Annotated in this window: 19 protein-coding genes and 1 pseudogene; 14 read left to right on the forward strand and 6 right to left on the reverse strand. The window is 50.1% G+C overall.

The features are described from left to right. Positions 1-21: 21 nt before the first annotated feature. The 4 genes from AB4H76_RS01715 to silR form a co-directional block, all read right to left on the reverse strand. Complete coding sequence (locus AB4H76_RS01715; protein ID WP_000647571.1) at positions 22-372, reverse strand: DUF305 domain-containing protein; 351 nt, start codon at positions 370-372, stop codon at positions 22-24. Between the two features lie 147 nt (positions 373-519). Continuing rightward, complete coding sequence (gene silE, locus AB4H76_RS01720) at positions 520-951, reverse strand: silver-binding protein SilE (RefSeq protein ID WP_000790485.1); 432 nt, start codon at positions 949-951, stop codon at positions 520-522. Positions 952-1,195: 244 nt separating this feature from the next. Beyond that, complete coding sequence (gene silS / locus AB4H76_RS01725) at positions 1,196-2,677, reverse strand: copper/silver sensor histidine kinase SilS (RefSeq protein ID WP_000555736.1); 1,482 nt, start codon at positions 2,675-2,677, stop codon at positions 1,196-1,198. Next, on the reverse strand, positions 2,670-3,350 hold the full coding sequence (gene silR, locus AB4H76_RS01730) for a copper/silver response regulator transcription factor SilR (protein ID WP_000697968.1): 681 nt from the start codon (positions 3,348-3,350) through the stop codon (positions 2,670-2,672). Before silR ends, silS begins: the two co-directional genes overlap by 8 nt. Before the next feature lie 189 nt (positions 3,351-3,539). On the opposite strand from silR, the gene silC reads away from it, so the two are divergent. The 7 genes from silC (at position 3,540) to AB4H76_RS01765 (ending at position 13,209) form a co-directional block, all read left to right on the forward strand. Continuing rightward, the gene (gene silC, locus AB4H76_RS01735) at positions 3,540-4,925 is read left to right on the forward strand and encodes a Cu(+)/Ag(+) efflux RND transporter outer membrane channel SilC (RefSeq protein ID WP_000475507.1); all 1,386 of its coding nucleotides are present in this window, start codon (positions 3,540-3,542) and stop codon (positions 4,923-4,925) included. 27 nt (positions 4,926-4,952) lie between these two features. Continuing rightward, positions 4,953-5,306, forward strand: coding sequence for a cation efflux system protein CusF (gene cusF / locus AB4H76_RS01740; RefSeq protein ID WP_001246155.1), 354 nt, complete (start codon positions 4,953-4,955; stop codon positions 5,304-5,306). A gap of 113 nt (positions 5,307-5,419) precedes the next feature. Next, on the forward strand, positions 5,420-6,712 hold the full coding sequence (gene silB, locus AB4H76_RS01745; protein ID WP_001381488.1) for a Cu(+)/Ag(+) efflux RND transporter periplasmic adaptor subunit SilB: 1,293 nt from the start codon (positions 5,420-5,422) through the stop codon (positions 6,710-6,712). 10 nt (positions 6,713-6,722) lie between these two features. After that, a complete protein-coding gene (silA, locus tag AB4H76_RS01750; RefSeq protein ID WP_020219104.1) occupies positions 6,723-9,869 on the forward strand; it encodes a Cu(+)/Ag(+) efflux RND transporter permease subunit SilA in 3,147 nt (1,048 codons plus the stop codon). An 86-nt stretch (positions 9,870-9,955) separates the two neighbouring features. Beyond that, on the forward strand, positions 9,956-10,396 hold the full coding sequence (locus tag AB4H76_RS01755) for a DUF411 domain-containing protein (RefSeq protein ID WP_000758229.1): 441 nt from the start codon (positions 9,956-9,958) through the stop codon (positions 10,394-10,396). A gap of 97 nt (positions 10,397-10,493) precedes the next feature. Next, on the forward strand, positions 10,494-12,971 hold the full coding sequence (silP, locus tag AB4H76_RS01760; protein WP_001398208.1) for an Ag(+)-translocating P-type ATPase SilP: 2,478 nt from the start codon (positions 10,494-10,496) through the stop codon (positions 12,969-12,971). 40 nt (positions 12,972-13,011) lie between these two features. Continuing rightward, positions 13,012-13,209: a DUF2933 domain-containing protein gene (locus AB4H76_RS01765; protein ID WP_000843494.1), complete on the forward strand. Its 198-nt coding sequence runs from the start codon at positions 13,012-13,014 to the stop codon at positions 13,207-13,209. Positions 13,210-13,242: 33 nt separating this feature from the next. Here AB4H76_RS01765 and AB4H76_RS01770 read toward each other — a convergent pair whose 3' ends face one another. Both AB4H76_RS01770 and AB4H76_RS01775 read right to left on the reverse strand, forming a co-directional pair. Next, the gene (locus AB4H76_RS01770; RefSeq protein ID WP_000287501.1) at positions 13,243-13,980 is read right to left on the reverse strand and encodes a peptidoglycan DD-metalloendopeptidase family protein; all 738 of its coding nucleotides are present in this window, start codon (positions 13,978-13,980) and stop codon (positions 13,243-13,245) included. Between the two features lie 288 nt (positions 13,981-14,268). Next, positions 14,269-14,718 carry a copper resistance protein gene (locus tag AB4H76_RS01775; RefSeq protein WP_001023257.1) on the reverse strand — a complete coding sequence of 150 codons (450 nt, stop codon included), beginning with the start codon at positions 14,716-14,718 and terminating at the stop codon, positions 14,269-14,271. 234 nt (positions 14,719-14,952) lie between these two features. On the opposite strand from AB4H76_RS01775, the pseudogene pcoA reads away from it, so the two are divergent. From pcoA to pcoE, 7 genes and pseudogenes are all read left to right on the forward strand, one after another. Continuing rightward, positions 14,953-16,769 (forward strand): annotated as a pseudogene (gene pcoA, locus AB4H76_RS01780) (multicopper oxidase PcoA). Positions 16,770-16,774: 5 nt separating this feature from the next. Continuing rightward, positions 16,775-17,665, forward strand: a complete 891-nt coding sequence (pcoB, locus tag AB4H76_RS01785) for a copper resistance outer membrane transporter PcoB (protein ID WP_001378118.1) — start codon at positions 16,775-16,777, stop codon at positions 17,663-17,665. Between the two features lie 39 nt (positions 17,666-17,704). Continuing rightward, the gene (gene pcoC, locus AB4H76_RS01790; protein ID WP_020219105.1) at positions 17,705-18,085 is read left to right on the forward strand and encodes a copper resistance system metallochaperone PcoC; all 381 of its coding nucleotides are present in this window, start codon (positions 17,705-17,707) and stop codon (positions 18,083-18,085) included. A 55-nt stretch (positions 18,086-18,140) separates the two neighbouring features. Next, positions 18,141-19,019 carry a copper resistance inner membrane protein PcoD gene (gene pcoD, locus AB4H76_RS01795; RefSeq protein WP_229692861.1) on the forward strand — a complete coding sequence of 293 codons (879 nt, stop codon included), beginning with the start codon at positions 18,141-18,143 and terminating at the stop codon, positions 19,017-19,019. Positions 19,020-19,073: 54 nt separating this feature from the next. After that, the gene (gene pcoR / locus AB4H76_RS01800; protein WP_001188930.1) at positions 19,074-19,754 is read left to right on the forward strand and encodes a copper response regulator transcription factor PcoR; all 681 of its coding nucleotides are present in this window, start codon (positions 19,074-19,076) and stop codon (positions 19,752-19,754) included. After that, complete coding sequence (gene pcoS, locus AB4H76_RS01805; RefSeq protein WP_001211180.1) at positions 19,751-21,151, forward strand: copper resistance membrane spanning protein PcoS; 1,401 nt, start codon at positions 19,751-19,753, stop codon at positions 21,149-21,151. The genes pcoR and pcoS overlap by 4 nt, the downstream gene beginning before the upstream one ends. 217 nt (positions 21,152-21,368) lie before the next feature. Continuing rightward, entirely contained in the window at positions 21,369-21,803 is a 435-nt protein-coding gene (gene pcoE / locus AB4H76_RS01810) for a copper resistance system metallochaperone PcoE (protein WP_000723069.1), read from the forward strand. Positions 21,804-22,017 lie beyond the last annotated feature (214 nt).

A 22,017-nucleotide genomic window follows, 5' to 3' on the forward strand; every position in this document is an offset into this window, starting at 1 on the left:
GTCGTGACATTTCTACAATGTTTACTTTTGACTATCAAGCCATTTATTCATCTGCTCAATTTCACCTTTTTGAGCTTTAATGATGTCCTGCGCGAGCTTTCTCATTTTCGGATCTTTTCCGTATTTGAGCTCGGTCTCAGCCATTGCTATTGCCCCTTCATGGTGCGCTACCATGCCTTTCGCAAAAGCCTTGTCGGGATCGGACTCATTTACGGCAGCCATCATTTTGTCATGCATGTCTTTCATGCCAGCCATATATTCCTGTGACGAAGCCGAGGTAGACATATCAGTCATTTTCATTTCTGAATGTTCTGCTGAAATCGCTGGCAGGGATAACATTAATACTGCAAATAAAGTGTTTCTGGCTTTCATAAAAAATATCCTTTTAGCGTTGATGCCCGTTAACTGTAGCAGAATCTGATAAAAATGCCCCCTGTAGGGGGCAAAGATGTTGCCATATATCCGGTTACGGAAAAATCTATCAAGGAAATAAGGACAGCACAGATACTTCCCTCGCCGTCAGCCTGCACTGAGCATGCGACGATGCGCTTCGGCCATGGCCTGATGTGGGCCAGACTGACCGTTATTCATAAATTCATGGGCAACTGCAGCTCTTTCATGCTCATTCATTGCCGCTAATGACTTCGACGGCCCGGTAGGGGAAACGGTCTGACTTCCCATCATCCTCTGATGACTTTCCACCATTTTCTGGTGCGCATCCGCCGACCCGTTCGTCATGGTTTCATGAGCAATAATGGCCTGTTCATGCTGGTCCATACCGGCCATACGAGGTGCAGTCCCCTGGATCCCGACAGGAGCCGCAGCAGACTGCATCTGGTGAGCAGGTGCCTGTGCATTGTTGACCCGCTCATGGATATTCACGGTTTCAGTGGCCCAGGCCGAAGAAATTAAGCCAAAGCCCAGCAAGGATGCTAATACGATATTTTTCATGATAACTCTCCATTTCTTAATTAGTGATGTCCGGGGGAGTACAACCGGTGTTTTCAGTTCCATAACTGAAACAGGTTCGGAAGTGTTTATTTCTCCGGGAGGGGACTGGATATTCATTTCCTGGCGTCCACTGACGCCGGATATTGATAAAGCAATCCAGCCTTCCTGATAAGTTGCACTAATTATATCGAATGGCTTCTGTTTGCTGCATGACAGGCTAATGACATCTTTGTCATTTAAATCTTTATTCCCAGCACTGGGTGTCCGGAATCATTTTCTCCAGTCTGGGCACGGATAAGATAAAACGCGTTGAGTGTACGTCCGATTCCACCTGCACTCTTCCGTGATGTGCTTCCACGATTGACTTCACAATCGCAAGGCCGATGCCGCTGCCTTCTCCTTTTCGTTGTCTGGACGGATCCACCCGATAAAAACGGTCAAACAACCTTGATAAATGCTCTTCAGGGATTGGTTTCCCCGGATTTTCAATCACAAGGTCAAAAAAGCTCTCCTGCTCTCTTATTGAGACGGTGATTGCCTGTCCCTCCGGGGTATAACGCAGGGCATTGGATAACAGATTATTGATCGCCCTTCTGAACATTTGTGGATCTCCCTCAACCAGGCAGGGCATCCCGTTAAATTTGAGCGTGATATTGCGTTCTTCGGCCCAGGCTTCGAAAAACTCGAAGACTTTCATGACTTCCGCTCTGAGGTCAAACATGACCCTGTCAGGTATCAGCTGATTATTATCTGCCTGTGCCAGGAACAGCATATCGCTGACCATTTTGGTCATCCGGTTATACTCTTCAAGACTGGAATAGAGGACATCCTCAAGTTCCCTCTGTGTTCGATCCTGACTCAGTGCGATTTCAGTCTGCGTCACCAGATTGGTGATGGGCGTTCTGATCTCATGCGCGATATCGGCAGAGAAATTGGCCTGGCGGGTAAAGACATCCTCAATCTTTCCAATCATATGATTGAACGAGATAACCAGTTGCTCCAGCTCAATGGGAACGCGTGTCGGTTCCAGTCGCGCATCAAGATTCTCGGAGGTGATGTTTTTAATGGCATTGCTGACATTACGAAGGGGCAGGTGCCCCTGACGGACAGCGATTCGAATGATCAGAACAATCAACAGGCTTATCACGACGGCAATCGCAATCAGGTTCTTTTTCAGCGCATCGAGGTAATGGAGATGGAAATTAATGGATAGGCCAGTCAGCATGACATAGTTCTGCTGTTTGCCCTGAAATATCGCCTGACCAGAGGAGGCGATAATCCTGTATGTTTCCATCTTCATTTCGGACCCGGTATCCATCGGTCCCGCAGGATCCTCCACCGTCCAGAGAAAGACATCCCGTGCGCGGCTGTGCTCGCTAAAATCTGCTGAATTCACTGCCGGGCGTAGTGCCGCCCCCTGAGCTGAGCTAAAGAGCACTTCCCCCCTGGGATTGAGGAGCAAAAGGGCAACGTTGCGGTAGCTGGCAATTGATTCCTTTATTTTGCTTATTTTTTTATCATCCGGATCCACCGGGGACTGCAGTATACGGTTCAGTGTGGTGCTGATTTGTTGAAGATCGCTGACATCCTGCTCGGCAAAATGATTTTCAACAGAATGCAGCATAAACCAGGTGAATGCGATAAAAGCCAGTATCGTGGACAGGCTGATAAAAAAGGTCAGCCGCAGAGCGAGTGAGAAAGGGCGTCTGGAAGGTTTGCTATGCATCCGGGACCTCCAGCATGTAGCCCACGCCCCGGACTGTCTGGATCAGCTTTGTCTCGTAATCGTTGTCTATTTTAGCGCGGAGTCGCTTTACTGCGACATCGATCGCATTAGTGTCGCTGTCAAAATTCATGTCCCAGACCTGAGAGGCAATCAGGGAGCGGGGAAGAACCTCTCCCTGATGGCGAATGAAGAATTCCAGCAGGCTGAACTCTTTACTGGTGAGCACAATGCGGTTTCCGGCGCGACTGACTTTTCTGGATACGAGATCAATCGAGAGGTCAGCCACCTTAAACTGGCTTTCCGTGATCATCGTGTTTCCCCGCCTCAGAAGGGTTCTCACCCGGGCGAGCAGTTCGGCAAACGCAAAGGGTTTAACCAGATAATCGTCCGCACCCAGTTCCAGTCCTTTGACCCTATGTTCGATCGTGCCGAGGGCTGTCAGCAGTAAGACCGGCATACCCTTTCCGGCAGTGCGCAGCATGCGGATGATATCCCAGCCGTTCACATCAGGTAGCATGATATCCAGAATGACTAAATCATACTCGGCTGTCATGGCGAGATGATATCCGGTAAGACCATTATCAGCGTGATCCACTACGAACCCTGCCTCTGTAAGCCCTTTGCTGAGATATTCACCTGTTTTAATTTCGTCTTCGACGATCAATATTTTCATCTTGCTCCCCGGCTGGCTGCTAATGTCATTCTATTGCGCCCACGATCGTTATCAACGGATTACAGCAAAAATGACAACATTGTCATTATCCTGTCACCCGGCAAACAGAGAGCGTTAGGTAAAGTACCCCTATCAATACTCTGGACTTCATTTGAACCATTTACCAGGTCTGCCTGGACGAGAAGCGTTATGTTCAAATTAAAATTACTCAGCATTAGCACGATATTCATCCTGGCAGGCTGCGTGTCGCTTGCGCCTGAATATCAGCGGCCCGCAGCACCGGTACCCCAGCAGTTTTCACTGTCCCATAACAGCCTGACGCCAGCGGTAAATGGCTATCAGGATACGGGCTGGCGTAACTTTTTTGTCGATCCCCAGGTTACCCGGTTGATCGGTGAAGCTCTGACTAATAACCGTGATTTGAGAATGGCTGCCCTGAAGGTTGAAGAGGCCCGAGCCCAGTTCAACGTCACGGATGCAGATCGTTATCCCCAGCTGAATGCCTCATCCGGGATAACATACAGCGGTGGTCTGAAAGGTGACAAGCCGACCACACAGGAGTACGACGCGAGACTGGAGCTCAGCTATGAGCTCGATTTTTTCGGCAAACTTAAGAACATGAGTGATGCTGATCGCCAGAACTACTTTGCCAGCGAAGAAGCCCGTCGGGCCGTACACATCCTGCTGGTATCCAACGTTTCACAAAGCTATTTCAGCCAGCAACTGGCGTACGAACAACTTCGTATTGCGCGGGAAACGCTGAAAAATTATCAACAGTCCTATGCTTTCGTTGAGCAGCAGCTCGTGACCGGGAGTACGAACGTTCTGGCACTTGAACAGGCGCGAGGACAAATCGAAAGTACCCGCGCCGAAATAGCCAAACGAGAAGGCGATCTGGCTCAGGCAAACAATGCCCTGCAACTGGTGCTGGGAACGTACCGCGCACTTCCGTCAGAAAAAGGGATGAAAGGCGGGGAGATAGCCCCAGTAAAATTGCCACCAAATCTGTCTTCACAAATTTTGCTGCAGCGACCGGATATTATGGAAGCGGAATATCAGCTGAAAGCGGCTGATGCCAATATTGGCGCAGCGCGAGCGGCCTTTTTCCCCTCAATTACCCTGACCAGTGGTCTTTCCACAAGCAGTACGGAGCTGTCCAGCCTGTTTACGTCAGGAAGTGGAATGTGGAATTTTATCCCTAAAATTGAAATTCCTATATTTAATGCTGGCAGGAATAAAGCCAATCTGAAGCTGGCTGAAATTCGCCAGCAACAGTCGGTGGTTAATTACGAACAAAAAATTCAGTCAGCCTTTAAGGATGTTTCCGACACGCTTGCGCTGCGCGACAGCCTTAGCCAGCAACTTGAGTCACAGCAGCGTTATCTTGATTCACTTCAGATAACTCTCCAGCGTGCCAGAGGATTGTATGCAAGTGGTGCTGTCAGTTACATCGAAGTGCTGGATGCAGAACGTTCCCTCTTCGCTACCCAGCAAACCATTCTCGATCTTACCTATTCCCGGCAGGTTAACGAAATTAATCTGTTTACCGCGCTGGGTGGCGGTTGGGTAGAGTAAATTTATTTAATTAATCAGGAAATTAAAATGCGTAATTCACTTAAAGCCGTTTTATTTGGTGCCTTCTCTGTCATGTTTTCTGCCGGTCTTCATGCTGAAACACATCAGCATGGCGATATGAATACTGCCAGTGATGCTTCGGTACAGCAAGTTATCAAGGGCACCGGTGTCGTTAAAGACATTGATATGAATACTAAGAAAATCACCATTTCGCATGAAGCAATTCCAGCGGTGGGCTGGCCTGCAATGACCATGCGCTTTACTTTTGTTAATGCAGACGATGCTATTAATGCCCTGAAAACAGGCAACCATGTCGATTTCTCGTTTATTCAGCAGGGCAATATCTCCTTACTCAAAAGCATTAACGTGACGCAGTCCTGATTGGCTGTCCGGAGCGATTACATCCTGTGCGCCTGTACATTCACATAGGTATATGTGTGAGTTAACCGTCAGGCGCATATGCCAGGTGTTTTGATTTTTTAGCGGAAAATTGTATGGCTTCTTTAAAGATAAAATATGCTGCAATAATTATCAGCAGCCTCATAGCAGGGGGGCTGATATCGGTTACTGCCTGGCAGTATGTAAACTCATCACAAAAAACAGTACAAACCGAACAAAAGGCACCGGAGCGAAAGGTACTTTTCTGGTATGACCCGATGAAACCGGATACCAAATTTGATAAACCCGGAAAATCGCCCTTTATGGATATGGACCTGGTGCCAAAATATGCTGATGACAGTGGCGATAAAAGCAGTGGCGGGATCCGTATCGACCCAACCCAGGTTCAGAATCTGGGATTAAAAACGCAAAAAGTCACGCGAGGAATGCTGAATTATTCTCAGACAATCCCGGCTAATGTCAGCTATAACGAGTATCAGTTTGTTATTGTGCAGGCGCGTTCTGACGGGTTTGTCGAAAAAGTCTACCCCATGACGATTGGCGATCATGTGAAGAAGGGGACGCCACTTATCGATATTACCATTCCGGACTGGGTGGAAGCACAGAGTGAATTCCTTCTGTTATCCAGCACCGGTGGTACTTCCACGCAAATTAAAGGCGTTCTGGAACGGCTTCGCCTGGCAGGTATGCCGGAAGAGGATATTCAGAGACTGCGTTCTACCCGGAGCATTCAGACCCGTTTTACCATTAAAGCACCTATTGATGGTGTCATTACTGCATTTGACCTGCGCACCGGCATGAATATTTCGAAAGATAAGGTGGTGGCTCAGATTCAGGGAATGGACCCGGTCTGGATCAGCGCTGCAGTGCCAGAATCTATCGCCTATCTGCTGAAAGATACGTCGCAGTTTGAAATTTCGGTACCGGCTTATCCGGATAAAACATTCCATGTCGAAAAATGGAATATTCTTCCCAGCGTGGATCAGACAACCCGTACGCTTCAGGTCCGTCTCCAGGTTTCTAATAAGGATGAGTTTCTCAAGCCGGGCATGAATGCCTATCTGAAACTGAATACCAGAAGCCAGGAGATGCTGCTGATACCAAGCCAGGCCGTTATCGATACCGGCAAAGAACAGCGCGTGATTACTGTTGATGATGAAGGCAAGTTTGTGCCGAAACAGATCCACGTTCTGCATGAGTCACAGCAACAGTCCGGCATCGGCTCCGGCCTGAATGAAGGCGATACCGTGGTGGTCAGTGGCCTGTTCCTCATTGACTCTGAAGCCAATATTACGGGCGCACTGGAACGTATGCGCCACCCTGAAAAAACAGAAAGCAGTATGCCAGCAATGTCTGACCAGCCTGTAAATATGCATTCAGGGCACTGAGGAGACGACGATGATTGAATGGATTATCCGGCGCTCTGTCGCCAACCGTTTCCTGGTCATGATGGGGGCCCTGTTTCTCAGCATCTGGGGCACATGGACGATTATTAACACGCCTGTCGATGCCTTGCCTGACCTGTCAGATGTGCAGGTCATTATCAAAACCAGCTATCCCGGCCAGGCCCCGCAGATTGTAGAAAACCAGGTCACCTATCCACTTACCACCACCATGCTGTCCGTGCCTGGCGCAAAAACCGTGCGTGGTTTTTCACAGTTCGGTGATTCGTATGTGTATGTCATTTTTGAAGACGGCACCGATCTGTACTGGGCCCGTTCCCGCGTGCTGGAGTACCTGAACCAGGTACAGGGAAAACTGCCCGCCGGTGTGAGTTCTGAAATCGGTCCGGACGCCACGGGGGTGGGCTGGATATTTGAATATGCCCTTGTCGATCGCAGCGGAAAACACGACCTTTCAGAACTGCGTTCTCTGCAGGACTGGTTCCTGAAATTTGAGCTGAAAACCATCCCGAACGTGGCTGAGGTCGCTTCGGTTGGCGGCGTGGTGAAACAGTACCAGATTCAGGTCAATCCGGTAAAATTGTCTCAGTATGGTATCAGCCTGCCCGAAGTGAAACAGGCCCTTGAATCGTCTAACCAGGAGGCCGGTGGCTCATCCGTTGAAATGGCCGAAGCTGAGTATATGGTCCGTGCCAGCGGTTATCTTCAGAGCATTGATGATTTTAATAACATCGTCCTGAAAACAGGCGAGAACGGCGTGCCGGTTTATCTGCGGGATGTTGCCCGCGTGCAGACCGGGCCTGAAATGCGGCGTGGTATTGCCGAGCTGAACGGCCAGGGCGAAGTCGCTGGCGGCGTGGTGATCCTGCGGTCGGGTAAAAATGCACGCGACGTTATCACGGCAGTGAGGGATAAACTTGAGACGCTGAAGGCCAGCCTGCCGGAAGGCGTTGAAATCGTGACCACCTACGATCGCAGCCAGCTCATCGACCGGGCGATTGATAACCTCAGTTCCAAACTTCTGGAAGAGTTTATCGTGGTGGCCATCGTCTGTGCCCTGTTCCTGTGGCACGTACGTTCTGCCCTGGTGGCGATTATCTCTCTGCCGCTTGGTCTGTGTATCGCCTTTATCGTCATGCACTTCCAGGGACTGAACGCCAATATCATGTCGCTGGGAGGGATAGCGATTGCCGTCGGTGCGATGGTGGATGCCGCCATTGTGATGATTGAGAATGCGCATAAGCGGCTTGAGGAGTGGGATCATCAGCATCCGGGTGAGCAGATTGACAACGCCACCCGCTGGAAGGTGATTACCGATGCCTCCGTTGAAGTGGGACCCGCACTGTTTATCAGCCTGCTGATCATCACCCTGTCCTTTATTCCTATCTTTACCCTGGAAGGTCAGGAAGGACGTCTGTTTGGCCCGCTGGCATTCACGAAAACGTACTCCATGGCGGGCGCGGCCGCGCTGGCCATCATCGTCATTCCGATTCTGATGGGATTCTGGATCCGGGGGAAAATTCCTGCAGAGACCAGTAACCCCCTGAACCGGGTACTGATCAAAGCGTATCATCCATTGCTGTTGTGGGTTCTCCACTGGCCAAAAACAACCCTGCTGGTTGCGGCCTTGTCCATTTTCACCGTTATCTGGCCGCTGAGCCAGGTGGGCGGTGAGTTTCTGCCGAAGATTAACGAGGGCGACCTGTTGTATATGCCGTCGACCCTGCCGGGTGTCTCTCCGGCTGAAGCTGCAGCGCTCCTGCAGACGACGGACAAGTTAATCAAAAGCGTTCCTGAAGTGGCCTCTGTATTTGGCAAGACCGGTAAAGCAGAGACCGCCACGGATTCCGCACCGCTCGAAATGGTTGAAACCACGATCCAGCTCAAACCTGAGGATCAGTGGCGTCCAGGCATGACGATTGACAAGATTATTGAAGAACTCGACAGGACCGTCCGTTTACCGGGGCTGGCAAACCTCTGGGTGCCGCCAATCCGTAACCGTATTGATATGCTCTCAACCGGGATCAAAAGCCCGATAGGTATCAAGGTGTCCGGAACGGTTCTGTCCGATATCGATGCAACGGCGCAGAGTATCGAAGCGGTCGCCAAAACCGTACCCGGCGTAGTGTCTGCTCTCGCAGAGCGACTGGAAGGCGGGCGCTACATTGATGTGGATATCAACCGGGAAAAAGCCTCCCGCTACGGAATGACGGTGGGCGATGTGCAGCTGTTCATCTCATCAGCCATCGGCGGCGCGACGGTAGGGGAAACGGTTGAAGGCGTGGCCCGGTACCCGATTAATATCCGCTATCCGCAGGATTACCGGAACAGCCCGCAGGCCCTGAAACAGATGCCGATCCTGACCCCGATGAAGCAGCAGATCACGCTGGGCGATGTTGCGGATATTAAGGTCGTTTCCGGGCCGACTATGCTGAAAACGGAAAATGCCCGTCCAGCCAGCTGGATTTACATTGACGCGCGCGGCAGGGATATGGTGTCGGTGGTTAATGACATTAAAACGGCGATCAGTCAGAAAGTGAAACTGAGACCGGGTACCAGCGTGTCATTCTCCGGACAGTTTGAACTGCTTGAGCATGCCAACAAGAAACTGAAGCTGATGGTGCCGATGACGGTGATGATCATCTTCATCCTGTTGTATCTGGCATTCCGCCGGGTTGATGAAGCCCTGCTGATCCTGATGAGCCTGCCGTTCGCCCTGGTTGGCGGGATATGGTTCCTGTACTGGCAGGGCTTCCATATGTCTGTCGCAACCGGAACGGGGTTTATCGCTCTGGCCGGGGTGGCAGCAGAGTTTGGCGTGGTCATGCTGATGTATCTGCGTCATGCCATTGACGCGCACCCGGAATTGTCCCGTAAAGAGACGTTCACACCGGAAGGCCTTGATGAAGCCCTCTATCATGGTGCCGTACTGCGTGTCCGGCCGAAAGCCATGACCGTGGCGGTGATCATTGCGGGTCTGCTGCCAATACTCTGGGGAACCGGTGCAGGTTCAGAAGTCATGAGCCGTATCGCGGCACCCATGATTGGTGGGATGATCACGGCTCCGCTGCTGTCCCTGTTCATTATTCCTGCCGCCTACAAATTAATCTGGCTGCGCAGACATAAAAAAAGCGTGTCCTGAACCTGAAAGGGCACCCCCTGTGGGTGTCCTTCTTTACTGATTCACCCTGACGTCAGGGTTTATATCGATAATATACAGAGGTGAGTATGAAAAAAGTGGTTCTAATGGCGCTGGCTCTCGGCCTTTCACTACCCGCGATGGCGAGTGAAAAAGTCATTGATATGTACAAATCTGAAAACTGTGGCTGTTGTTCCCTGTGGGGCAAAGCGATGGAAAAAGACGGGTTCGAAGTACGAACTCACGTCATGAATGATCAGGCGCTGTCAGCCCAGAAAGAAAAGCATGCTATTCCTGCAGGACTACGAAGTTGTCATACCGCGGTTGCCGGTAATTTGATCATTGAAGGCCATGTGCCTGCGACAACGATACATAAGGCAATGCAGTCTGGTTCGGGTATATACGGTCTCGCCACCCCCGGTATGCCAGCAGGAAGTCCTGGAATGGAGATGGGAGCCCGAAAAGAGGCTTACGATGTTATCGCATTCTCACCGGATGGAAGTAAAAAAGTCTTCCAGCGAATCGAATAGTCAGCGGAACGGCTGATAACGGGACGCCGGTAGCAGGCACTCCTGTGCCGGCGATATTCGTGGTAATCGCATCCATGACATACCCTGAAGACAGAAAATGCTTCAGATATGCATAAGGAGAGTTACAGTGAAAAATAACAATGCAGTGCAACACAACAACCAGACTGCTTCTGAGCAGACATTATCCCCGGACGAGGGCCACGTATTGCATAAGGTGAGAGATCCCGTGTGCGGGATGGCCATCCTGCCCGACAGGGCGCACAGCAGCATTCGATACCAGGACCATCAACTTTATTTCTGCTCCGCCAGCTGTGAGAGTAAATTTAAAGCCCATCCCGATCGTTATCTTACCGAAGATGCCAGTGAACATTCCCATCACCATCACCACGATCATCACGAAGTCAGCCCTGATCAGATAAAACAGCCTCACCACCAGGCGGAAAAAGAGAATTCTGAAGGTGTGTGGACATGTCCGATGCACCCGGAGATACGCCGCAGTGGTCCCGGAAGCTGTCCTGTCTGTGGAATGGCACTGGAGCCGCTCGTAGCTACGGCATCCACGGGGCCGAGTGATGAACTTCACGACATGACAAGACGCTTCTGGCTGGGGTTGTTGCTGGCGTTTCCGGTTCTGGTACTCGAAATGGGATCTCATCTGTTTCCCGACTTGAGGAATACAGTACCGCCACAGTACAACACATGGCTGCAGTTGCTTCTGGCCTCCCCTGTCGTGTTGTGGTGTGGCTGGCCATTCTTCGCCCGGGCCGGAATGTCGTTACGTAACCGCTCCCTGAATATGTTTACCCTTGTTGCAATGGGGACCGGCGTAGCCTGGGTTTACAGCGTCATTGCAACCGTCTTCCCCTCCTGGTTTCCTGCATCGTTCAGAAACATGGATGGCCTGGTGGCCGTTTATTTTGAAGCCGCAGCAGTTATTACAGTGCTTGTTCTGCTGGGACAGGTTCTTGAGCTGCGGGCACGGGAACAAACCTCAGGCGCCATTACTGCGCTTCTGAACCTTGCCCCCAAAACCGCCAGACGGCTGGATCATGACGGTCATGAAACGGATATTAATGCGGAAGATGTCCTGCCTGGCGATAAGCTCCGCATCAGACCTGGAGAGAGTATTCCGGTCGACGGTATCGTGATCGAAGGCAAAACAACCGTTGATGAATCGATGGTGACCGGGGAGTCTATGCCGGTTACCAAAACGAAGGATGACCCTGTCATTGGGGGGACGATTAATCAGACAGGGAGTCTTATCATCCGTGCAGAGAAAGTCGGTGATGAAACGATGCTCTCACGAATTGTTCAGATGGTCGCTGATGCACAGCGTTCGCGTGCCCCCATCCAGAGAATGGCTGACAGCGTTTCAGGCTGGTTTGTTCCTCTGGTGATACTTATCGCGGTTGTTGCTTTCGTGATCTGGTCTGTCTGGGGGCCCGAGCCCAGGATGGCGCACGGTCTGATTGCGGCTGTGTCGGTCCTGATTATTGCCTGCCCCTGCGCACTGGGGCTGGCCACACCGATGTCGATAATGGTGGGGGTAGGCAAAGGAGCCCAGGCCGGGGTGTTAATCAGGAATGCCGAAGCCCTTGAGCGTCTTGAAAAAGTGGACACGCTGGTTGTCGACAAAACAGGCACGCTCACGGAAGGTTCGCCTACGGTGACAGGGATTATCAGTCTCAATCCGGGTGGGGAAGCATCTCTTTTACGTGTAGCGGCCGCAGTGGAAAAAGGCTCGCAGCATCCGCTGGGTATGGCTGTAGTCCGGGCAGCCCAGCACAGGGGGATCATGATACCCGCAGTCAGTGATTTCAATGCTCCGTCGGGGAAAGGTGTTTCAGGCGATGTTGAAGGTCAACGGGTTGTTATTGGTAATGAACTGGCTATGCAGGAAAACAGTATCGTTATTGATAATCAAAAGGCCGTTGCGGATAAGTTGCGGATGGAAGGCGCTACCGTTATCTATGTGGCCACAGATGGGTACCTTGCAGGCCTGATAGCTATCTCGGATCCCGTGAAAGCAACCACGCCGGATGCGCTTAAAGCTTTGCGTCAGGCGGGGATCCGCATTGTTATGCTCACCGGGGATAACCAGCTTACTGCTGAAGCAGTCGCACGGAAACTGGGAATAGATGAGGTTGAAGCCGGGATTCTGCCGGATGGCAAAAAAGCAGTGATAACCCGACTGAAAGCGTCTGGCCATGTGGTTGCGATGGCCGGAGACGGTGTGAATGATGCCCCGGCGCTGGCAGCGGCTGACGTGGGAATAGCCATGGGAACGGGTACAGATGTGGCAATTGAAAGTGCCGGAGTCACCCTTCTCAAAGGCGACTTGATGATACTGAACAGGGCCCGTCATCTGTCAGAGATCACCATGAAAAATATCCGTCAGAATCTGTTTTTTGCATTTATCTACAACGCACTTGGCGTGCCTGTGGCTGCAGGTCTGCTTTATCCTGTGTATGGAATACTGCTGTCGCCAGTTATTGCGGCGGCGGCCATGGCTCTTTCCTCCGTCAGCGTCATTGTGAATGCGTTGCGTCTGAAAAGTGTCAGGCTCGGGAAATAACACTGAGTGAAGGGTCAGTTACGAACAGAAGGAGTCCAGTATGAAAAGTACCACCTATGCGCTTATTGCTGTCGCCGCGATCGCGGCATTTGCCCTCCTGCGCGAACACTGGTCACATGTGGCAGGTTACTGGCCATATCTGTTATTGCTGGTCTGCCCGCTAATGCATCTTTTCCACGGCCACGGAGGGCATGGAGATCATCAACATCACGGAAGTGAAAACGATAAAAAAAATTAATCCGGCAGACGGGGCCGCGTCGCGGTCCCGTTATCAGTCCAGGTATCGTTCGTAGTCTCTGGCATGCGCAAAGGCATGCTGTTCGAGTTTGTTATCAGCGGGTGCCGCTGCCCGGAACGCCAGAGAGTTAACAGGGTTGTTATTGATGACCAGCTCGTAATGCAGATGAGGACCGGATGAACGTCCGCTGTTACCGGATAACGCAATAGCACCTCCCCGTGTAACCCTGGCCCCTTTAGTAACGAGTATTTTATTGAGGTGGAGATAGCGAGTTTTAACACCGGCTTTTCCCGTTACTTCAACAAAATATCCCATGGTACTGTTGTATTCGGCCCGGGTGATTTTTCCGTCGATGACGCTGACTATTTTCGTGTTCATGGGCATGGAATAATCAATGCCATTATGGGGACTCACTTTTCCCGATACCGGGTTAAGTCTTGCAGGATTGAAAGGCGAACTGAGTCTTGCTGTGGCCGGTAACGGATAATCGAGACTGCCTTTCCCGGAAGTATCGGAAAGGTTATAGAACTTTTTATCTGATATACGATACGCCGTGTAATTAAATGAACCGGACGTAAATTTATAGGCCACGACACGTGATTTTCCCGCTTTCTTTTGCAGTACGAGTTTTAATGATTCATTTTTTTTCAAATGCCGCAGATTAAACCGGGAAGGCAAGGAGCGCTGAAGAGTAGCGATCTCGTTCGATTCCAGCCCCGAGCGGGTGGCTGAAAGGTAGGCATTTTCTTTTACGACATCGGTAGAATACATTTACTGGAATTCGCCGTTAGCATGAACACTGCGGCGTATGCTAGGGGTTTTCAGGAGGCGTGTCATCTGTCAGTTAATCGGGAGCACCGTTGATGGTCGTCATTTTTGTAACATATCTTGTTTCCCGTTTGCTCCTGAAGCTCTGGGAACTGTATGACCAGCCCGACGGTGATGATTAACGGGACTGAAACAGGTTACGGCAGAGCAATATGGGGCTCATGTCCTGCTACGTAACCCGTCAGTAAAGCCCTGCTGCGCACCTGACGCTAAGCACTAACCCGCCTGCAGTTACCTGGTCGAATACAGCCCGCGAAGCTTTCTTGCCTGCGTCTGATGTGCTTCCGCACCGGCATTATTGACCTGCTCATGCACGAGAGCGGCTTTTTCTCCGGCATTCAGTTCGTTAAAAGAAGAAGACGAGGTCTTTGAATTTGCGTCACTGCCGGACAGCATTTTTTTATGTTCCTCAATCATTTTCTGATGCGCATAGGACGCGCTGTTGTTCATAAATGAATGAGCAACAATGGCCCTTTCATGTTCATTCATTTCAGAGAATGAGGGCGTGTTGTTTTTATTAACCCTGTCCGGTAAGTTTTCATGCGTCGAGGAATTCACATGACTGACGGCTGAGGCATTATTAACAAATCGATGTGCTTCATGGGCAATATCACTGGACTGAGCAAAAGCTGCCCCACAAAATAAAGCTGTAAACGCAGTGGTCGTGATTAATATATTCATGTGTAATTACCTTCTGAGGTACATAAAAGATGTCCTTATGATCATATATAAAAATAATCAACCTGTGGGGAAGATGACGTAAATGTAATACAGCTATGTACATTACACGATTGTAATGAATTTGTTTCTTAAGGTGTGCTAGATTCATTTTATTGTAAGTGGATGAACCAGTAATTTAATTTAAATCGGTTCTCGAATTCTGTCAGTAACCATACTTTAAATAAGGGAATACGCATGCTGTTGAAAACGTCTCGACGAACTTTCCTGAAGGGGTTAACCCTCTCTGGCGTAGCCGGAAGTCTTGGCGTATGGAGTTTCAATGCGCGTTCCAGTCTGAGCCTGCCAGTTGCCGCATCCCTGCAGGGTACTCAGTTTGACCTGACCATTGGTGAAACGGCCGTCAATATCACGGGCAGTGAGCGTCAGGCCAAAACAATCAATGGAGGCCTGCCGGGGCCCGTTCTTCGCTGGAAAGAAGGTGACACCATTACCCTGAAGGTCAAAAACCGTCTTAATGAACAGACGTCCATTCACTGGCACGGCATTATTCTTCCGGCCAATATGGATGGTGTTCCGGGGCTGAGTTTTATGGGCATAGAGCCTGATGATACCTACGTTTACACCTTTAAGGTTAAGCAGAACGGGACTTACTGGTACCACAGCCATTCCGGTCTGCAGGAACAGGAGGGGGTATACGGTGCCATTATCATCGATGCCGGGGAGCCAGAACCGTTTACTTACGATCGTGAGCATGTGGTCATGTTGTCTGACTGGACCGATGAAAATCCTCACAGCCTGCTGAAAAAATTAAAAAAACAGTCGGATTACTACAATTTCAATAAACCAACCGTTGGCTCTTTTTTCCGCGACGTGAATACCAGGGGGCTGTCAGCCACCATTGCCGATCGGAAAATGTGGGCTGAAATGAAAATGAATCCGACTGACCTCGCGGATGTCAGTGGCTACACCTACACCTATCTCATGAACGGGCAGGCCCCGCTGAAAAACTGGACCGGACTGTTCCGTCCCGGTGAAAAGATACGCTTACGGTTTATCAACGGCTCGGCAATGACCTATTTCGATATCCGTATCCCCGGGCTGAAAATGACGGTCGTGGCTGCAGATGGCCAGTATGTAAACCCGGTTACCGTTGACGAATTCAGGATTGCCGTTGCCGAAACCTATGATGTCATTGTGGAGCCTCAGGGTGAGGCCTATACCATCTTCGCACAATCCATGGACAGGACCGGTTACGCTCGAGGGACACTGGCCACGAGAGAGGGGTTAAGTGCTGCCGTTCCCCCCTCGATCCCCGTCCTCTGTTGACCATGGAAGATATGGGTATGGGGGGAATGGGACATGATATGGCAGGAATGGACCACAGCCAGATGGGAGGCATGGATAACAGCGGAGAGATGATGTCTATGGACGGTGCTGACCTTCCGGATAGCGGGACATCCTCCGCGCCCATGGATCACAGCAGCATGGCCGGTATGGATCATTCCCGGATGGCCGGAATGCCGGGTATGCAAAGTCATCCTGCGTCAGAAACGGATAACCCACTGGTTGATATGCAGGCGATGAGCGTCTCTCCGAAATTAAATGATCCGGGTATTGGTCTTCGAAATAACGGAAGAAAGGTTCTCACGTACGCGGATTTGAAAAGCCGCTTTGAGGATCCTGACGGACGTGAACCTGGCCGTACCATAGAACTGCATTTAACCGGCCACATGGAAAAGTTTGCCTGGTCATTTAACGGAATCAAGTTTTCAGATGCCGCACCGGTGCTGCTGAAATACGGTGAGCGGCTCAGGATCACGCTGATCAACGATACCATGATGACTCACCCCATTCACCTGCATGGTATGTGGAGCGATCTGGAAGATGAAAACGGTAATTTCATGGTTCGTAAACACACAATAGATGTTCCCCCTGGTACAAAACGCAGTTACAGAGTGACAGCAGATGCGCTTGGCCGCTGGGCGTATCACTGCCATTTGCTCTATCACATGGAAATGGGAATGTTTCGTGAAGTCCGGGTGGAGGAATGATGCGAATGAAGAGAAATTTGAAGGCCATACCTGTTCTGGTCGCCGGTTTGTTTACCTCACAGCTTTCTATTGCGGCGGGCTCCGTCTCTGCAGATCCCCACGCCGGGCACGACATGTCTGCCATGCAGATGCCAGCAGATGAGAATTTCACTGAGATGACGTCAATGGAGCCCATTGTAACTGAGAGCAGAACGCCAATTCCGCCTGTTACCGATGCCGACCGGAAGGCTGCATTCGGCAATTTACAGGGGCATGCGATTCACGACAGTGCGATTAATTATCTGGTTCTGCTGGATCAACTGGAATGGCAACGGTCGGATAACACCAACAATTTCAGCTGGAGTGTTAACAGCTGGATTGGAGGCGACACAGATCGGATTTGGCTAAAGAGTGAAGGTGAACGAAGCAATGGGGAAACGGAGGCGGCTGAAGCGCAGTTACTCTGGGGACATGCGGTTGGCCCATGGTGGGATTTGGTTGCGGGTGTCAGGCAGGATTTCAGACCTGCTTCTGCCCGGACCTGGGCTGCTGTCGGTTTTCAGGGGCTGGCACTCTATAATTTTGAGTCTGAAATTACGGGTTTTGTCAGTAATGGCGGAAAAGCAGCCCTTCGTCTGGGAGGAGAATACGACGTTTTACTGACTAACCGGCTCATACTCCAGCCATCCTATGAGGTGAATTTCTACAGTCAGGATGATGAATCGCGGGGTCGCGGCAGGGGACTGACTGACACAGAGCTGGGGCTCCGGCTGCGCTATGAAATACGCCGTGAGTTTGCACCCTATATAGGCGTTTCCTGGAATCAACTTTACGGGAAAACATCCGATATGGCGAAAAGAGAAGGTGAGAAAGACCATCAGGTAGTATTCCTGGCGGGAGCCAGAATCTGGTTTTAACGCACTGATATAAAACACTCAACTAAACAGGTAAATAAAATGTCGATTTTAAATAAAGCCATTCTTACAGGTGGCCTCGTTATGGGCGTTGCTTTCTCTGCTATGGCCCATCCGGAATTAAAAAGCTCTGTGCCACAGGCTGATTCAGCCGTAGCGGCCCCGGAAAAGATTCAGCTTAATTTCTCGGAAAATCTGACCGTGAAATTCTCAGGTGCAAAATTAACGATGACGGGTATGAAAGGCATGTCATCACATTCTCCGATGCCGGTCGCGGCAAAAGTGGCGCCAGGCGCTGACCCTAAATCGATGGTCATTATTCCGCGAGAGCCTTTACCCGCTGGCACTTATCGTGTTGACTGGCGCGCGGTTTCTTCAGATACGCACCTTATTACCGGTAATTACACCTTTACAGTGAAGTAATATTATGAACGACCTGATTATGATTGTTATTCGTTTTCTTCTTTATCTGGATTTGATGGTAATATTTGGATTGCCATTTTTTCAGATATATGGAATAAGCGGTGTCAGACATGAAACCTATAACCTGACTAATTTCAGGTCGTTTATAACTTTTGCTGTTGTTACAGGCATCATTCTTACTGGCATTAATATGCTCCTGGTATCTAATGCCATGAGTGGAGTAACTGACCTCAGAGAATTATCCATCCATGTTATCGAGATGGTGATAGAAGAAACTGATGTGGGTATTAGCTGGATTGTCAGGCTCTGTGCCCTGTTTACCACACTCGGTGCTTTGTTCCTTTACACTAATAAGAGAGTATTGTCCTGCCTGCTGATGACGATGAGTGGGGGCGTGGCGCTGGCTACACTTGCCTGGGGAGGACACGCCGTTATGCATGACGGTCTGCATTACTATCTCCATTTACTGAGCGATCTGACCCATCTCGGCGCTGCAGGTGCCTGGACAGGTGCTCTGGTTGCATTTGCTATCCTGCTGATGCGCAGAAACGAGCATAATGCACAGAGCGTCATTGTGATATCTGACTCCCTGGCAAAATTTGCCACGGCAGGAACGGTGATTGTTGTAGCCCTGATCCTGAGTGCGCTGGTCAACTATCTGTATATTGCTGAGGGTAACTTAACTCCCTTATTCAACAGTTCCTGGGGGAGGATATTGCTTGCCAAGACGGCTCTGTTTGTTCTGATGCTTCTTCTGGCTGCAGCAAACCGGTTTCACCTGGGTCCCCGGCTTGAAGTTATGGTCAGGGAAGGGAATTATGATCGCAGCGTTGCCCTGATGCGAAACAGCATCCTGACAGAATTCGTTGTTGCGATTATCATTCTGGGCGCCGTAGCGTGGCTCGGAATGCTTGCTCCGTCTCAGGTCAGCTAGGGGACAGCCAAAGCTCATGCGTGAGATTTTTACTTTCATATCAGCGAGTTGACCATGCAGCGTATTTTAATCGTTGAAGACGAACAAAAAACAGGTCGTTACCTGCAGCAGGGACTGGTTGAGGAAGGCTATCAGGCCGATCTCTTTAATAATGGCCGCGATGGTCTCGGGGCCGCGTCGAAGGGACAGTATGATTTGATAATACTGGACGTGATGCTGCCTTTCCTCGACGGGTGGCAAATCATCAGCGCACTGAGGGAGTCCGGGCACGAAGAACCGGTCCTGTTTTTAACCGCAAAGGACAACGTGCGGGACAAAGTGAAAGGACTGGAGCTTGGCGCAGATGACTACCTGATTAAGCCCTTTGATTTTACGGAGCTGGTTGCACGTGTAAGAACCCTACTGCGCCGGGCACGCTCGCAGGCCGCAACAGTCTGCACCATCGCCGATATGACCGTTGATATGGTGCGCCGGACCGTGATCCGTTCGGGGAAGAAGATCCATCTCACCGGTAAAGAATACGTTCTGCTTGAGTTGCTGCTGCAACGCACCGGAGAAGTGTTACCCAGGAGTCTTATCTCGTCCCTGGTCTGGAACATGAATTTTGACAGTGATACGAATGTGATTGATGTCGCCGTGAGACGTCTGAGAAGTAAAATTGATGATGACTTTGAGCCAAAACTGATCCATACCGTTCGCGGTGCCGGATATGTCCTGGAGATCAGAGAAGAGTGAGGTTCAAAATTTCCCTGACCACACGCCTGAGCCTGATTTTTTCTGCGGTGATGCTTACGGTATGGTGGTTATCAAGTTTTATCCTGATTAGCACCCTTAATGGCTATTTCGATAATCAGGACCGCGATTTTCTGACAGGTAAACTTCAGCTCACCGAAGAGTTTCTTAAAACAGAGACGTTCAGGAACAAAACGGATATTAAGTCATTATCAGAAAAAATAAACGATGCGATGGTGGGGCACAATGGCTTATTCATTTCTATAAAAAACATGGAAAATGAAAAAATTGTTGAACTCTATGCCAAAAATTCTGTTGTTCCAGCGGTCCTGCTTAATAAGTCGGGTGATATTCTCGACTATATGATCCAGACGGAAGAAAATAACACCGTGTACCGCAGTATCTCGCGGCGGGTTGCCGTGACGCCGGAACAGGGTAAAAGCAAACATGTCATCATTACGGTTGCCACGGATACTGGGTATCACACCCTGTTTATGGACAAACTCAGTACCTGGCTGTTCTGGTTCAATATCGGTCTGGTCTTTATTTCTGTTTTTCTGGGCTGGCTGACCACACGTATTGGTCTGAAACCGCTACGGGAAATGACCAGTCTGGCTTCCTCCATGACCGTACACAGCCTGGATCAGCGTCTAAATCCCGATCTGGCTCCGCCGGAAATCTCTGAGACCATGCAGGAGTTCAATAATATGTTTGATCGCCTGGAGGGGGCATTCCGGAAACTGTCAGATTTCTCGTCTGACATCGCGCATGAGCTGCGCACACCAGTCAGTAATCTGATGATGCAGACGCAGTTTGCACTGGCTAAGGAAAGGGATGTTTCGCATTACCGCGAAATTTTATTCGCTAACCTGGAAGAACTGAAAAGGTTGTCACGAATGACCAGTGACATGCTTTTTCTGGCACGTTCAGAGCATGGTCTGCTGCGGCTGGATAAACATGATGTGGATCTGGCAGCCGAACTGAATGAATTACGTGAGTTGTTCGAGCCCCTGGCAGACGAAACAGGAAAGACAATCACGGTTGAAGGAGAGGGCGTTGTTGCCGGAGACAGCGATATGCTCCGACGTGCTTTCAGTAACCTGCTTTCCAATGCAATCAAGTATTCTCCCGATAACACCTGTACAGCGATACACCTTGAGCGTGACAGTGACTGTGTGAACGTGATGATTACGAATACGATGTCCGGCCAGGTTCCCGCTAATCTGGAACGTTTGTTTGACCGGTTCTATCGCGCAGACTCATCAAGGTTCTACAACACGGAAGGCGCGGGGCTGGGATTATCAATTACAAGGTCGATCATTCATGCTCACGGCGGCGAGCTGTCAGCAGAACAGCAGGGGCGTGAAATTGTGTTCAAAGTGCGCCTGTTAATGGATTAATCCCGTTGTTCAGGAGAAACCTGGAAGGTGACAAAATTGTCATCATTCAGTCACGCGATAAACAGAGGCGGTTTTTTATAATTATTCATAAATCAGGAGCAGCGTGATAACACAATCACCTGGTTCCTGGAGTGATGATTAACCCGCCCTGAGATCAACTGCTTTCTCTGTTATAAGCCATTGATTGTTTGGGTATGTAAACACCGGAGACCCAACCATGAAAAAGATTCTCGTATCATTTGTTGCCATTATGGCTGCCGCTTCATCTGCCATGGCTGCAGAGACAATGAACATGCATGACCAGGTAAATAATGCACAGGCACCTGCCCACCAGATGCAGTCATCTGCTGAAAAAAGTGCAATTCAGGGAGACAGCATGACAATGATGGATATGAGCAGTCACGATCAGGCCGCAATGTCCCATGACATGATGCAAAACAGCAATTCTGCTGCCCACCAGGACATGGCTGAAATGCATAAAAAAATGATGAAAGCTAAACCCGGAGCTACCAACGAAACAGCAAAGTCATTTTCTGAAATGAGCGAGCATGAGAAGGCCGCAGCTGTACATGAGAAGGCGAATAATGGTCAGTCTTCCGTTGTTCACCAGCAGCAGGCTGATAAGCATCGCAGTCAGATCACCCAGAATTAACCCGCAGCTCCACTTGTTAGACCCTCATTTGACGCCGAAGTCACTGGCTTACGCTCCCGTCCGGGAGCGTTTTTTTTCCCATATATCAAACTTTAACTCTGAAGAGGTGGAAGTATCTGACCAACACTGTCACGTAACGCCAGATAACTACAAAAACACCTTTTTCCTCCTGTAAATTGCAGTTCCTGCAAGAACATCAAGGCATAATGTTGGA

Origin of the sequence: Escherichia sp. UTM R2 (genome assembly GCF_048593455.1) — a bacterium.
Taxonomy (GTDB): domain Bacteria; phylum Pseudomonadota; class Gammaproteobacteria; order Enterobacterales; family Enterobacteriaceae; genus Escherichia; species Escherichia coli.

Excerpts from the sequence above, each read along its gene's own strand:
- AB4H76_RS01715 (WP_000647571.1), bottom strand. The coding sequence starts at position 372 with ATGAAAGCCAGAAACACTTTATTTGCAGTATTAATGTTATCCCTGCCA.
- silE (WP_000790485.1), bottom strand. The coding sequence starts at position 951 with ATGAAAAATATCGTATTAGCATCCTTGCTGGGCTTTGGCTTAATTTCT.
- silS (WP_000555736.1), bottom strand. The coding sequence starts at position 2,677 with ATGCATAGCAAACCTTCCAGACGCCCTTTCTCACTCGCTCTGCGGCTG.
- silR (WP_000697968.1), bottom strand. The coding sequence starts at position 3,350 with ATGAAAATATTGATCGTCGAAGACGAAATTAAAACAGGTGAATATCTC.
- silC (WP_000475507.1), top strand. The coding sequence starts at position 3,540 with ATGTTCAAATTAAAATTACTCAGCATTAGCACGATATTCATCCTGGCA.
- cusF (WP_001246155.1), top strand. The coding sequence starts at position 4,953 with ATGCGTAATTCACTTAAAGCCGTTTTATTTGGTGCCTTCTCTGTCATG.
- silB (WP_001381488.1), top strand. The coding sequence starts at position 5,420 with ATGGCTTCTTTAAAGATAAAATATGCTGCAATAATTATCAGCAGCCTC.
- silA (WP_020219104.1), top strand. The coding sequence starts at position 6,723 with ATGATTGAATGGATTATCCGGCGCTCTGTCGCCAACCGTTTCCTGGTC.
- AB4H76_RS01755 (WP_000758229.1), top strand. The coding sequence starts at position 9,956 with ATGAAAAAAGTGGTTCTAATGGCGCTGGCTCTCGGCCTTTCACTACCC.
- silP (WP_001398208.1), top strand. The coding sequence starts at position 10,494 with ATGCTTCAGATATGCATAAGGAGAGTTACAGTGAAAAATAACAATGCA.
- AB4H76_RS01765 (WP_000843494.1), top strand. The coding sequence starts at position 13,012 with ATGAAAAGTACCACCTATGCGCTTATTGCTGTCGCCGCGATCGCGGCA.
- AB4H76_RS01770 (WP_000287501.1), bottom strand. The coding sequence starts at position 13,980 with ATGTATTCTACCGATGTCGTAAAAGAAAATGCCTACCTTTCAGCCACC.
- AB4H76_RS01775 (WP_001023257.1), bottom strand. The coding sequence starts at position 14,718 with ATGAATATATTAATCACGACCACTGCGTTTACAGCTTTATTTTGTGGG.
- pcoB (WP_001378118.1), top strand. The coding sequence starts at position 16,775 with ATGAAGAGAAATTTGAAGGCCATACCTGTTCTGGTCGCCGGTTTGTTT.
- pcoC (WP_020219105.1), top strand. The coding sequence starts at position 17,705 with ATGTCGATTTTAAATAAAGCCATTCTTACAGGTGGCCTCGTTATGGGC.
- pcoD (WP_229692861.1), top strand. The coding sequence starts at position 18,141 with ATGGTAATATTTGGATTGCCATTTTTTCAGATATATGGAATAAGCGGT.
- pcoR (WP_001188930.1), top strand. The coding sequence starts at position 19,074 with ATGCAGCGTATTTTAATCGTTGAAGACGAACAAAAAACAGGTCGTTAC.
- pcoE (WP_000723069.1), top strand. The coding sequence starts at position 21,369 with ATGAAAAAGATTCTCGTATCATTTGTTGCCATTATGGCTGCCGCTTCA.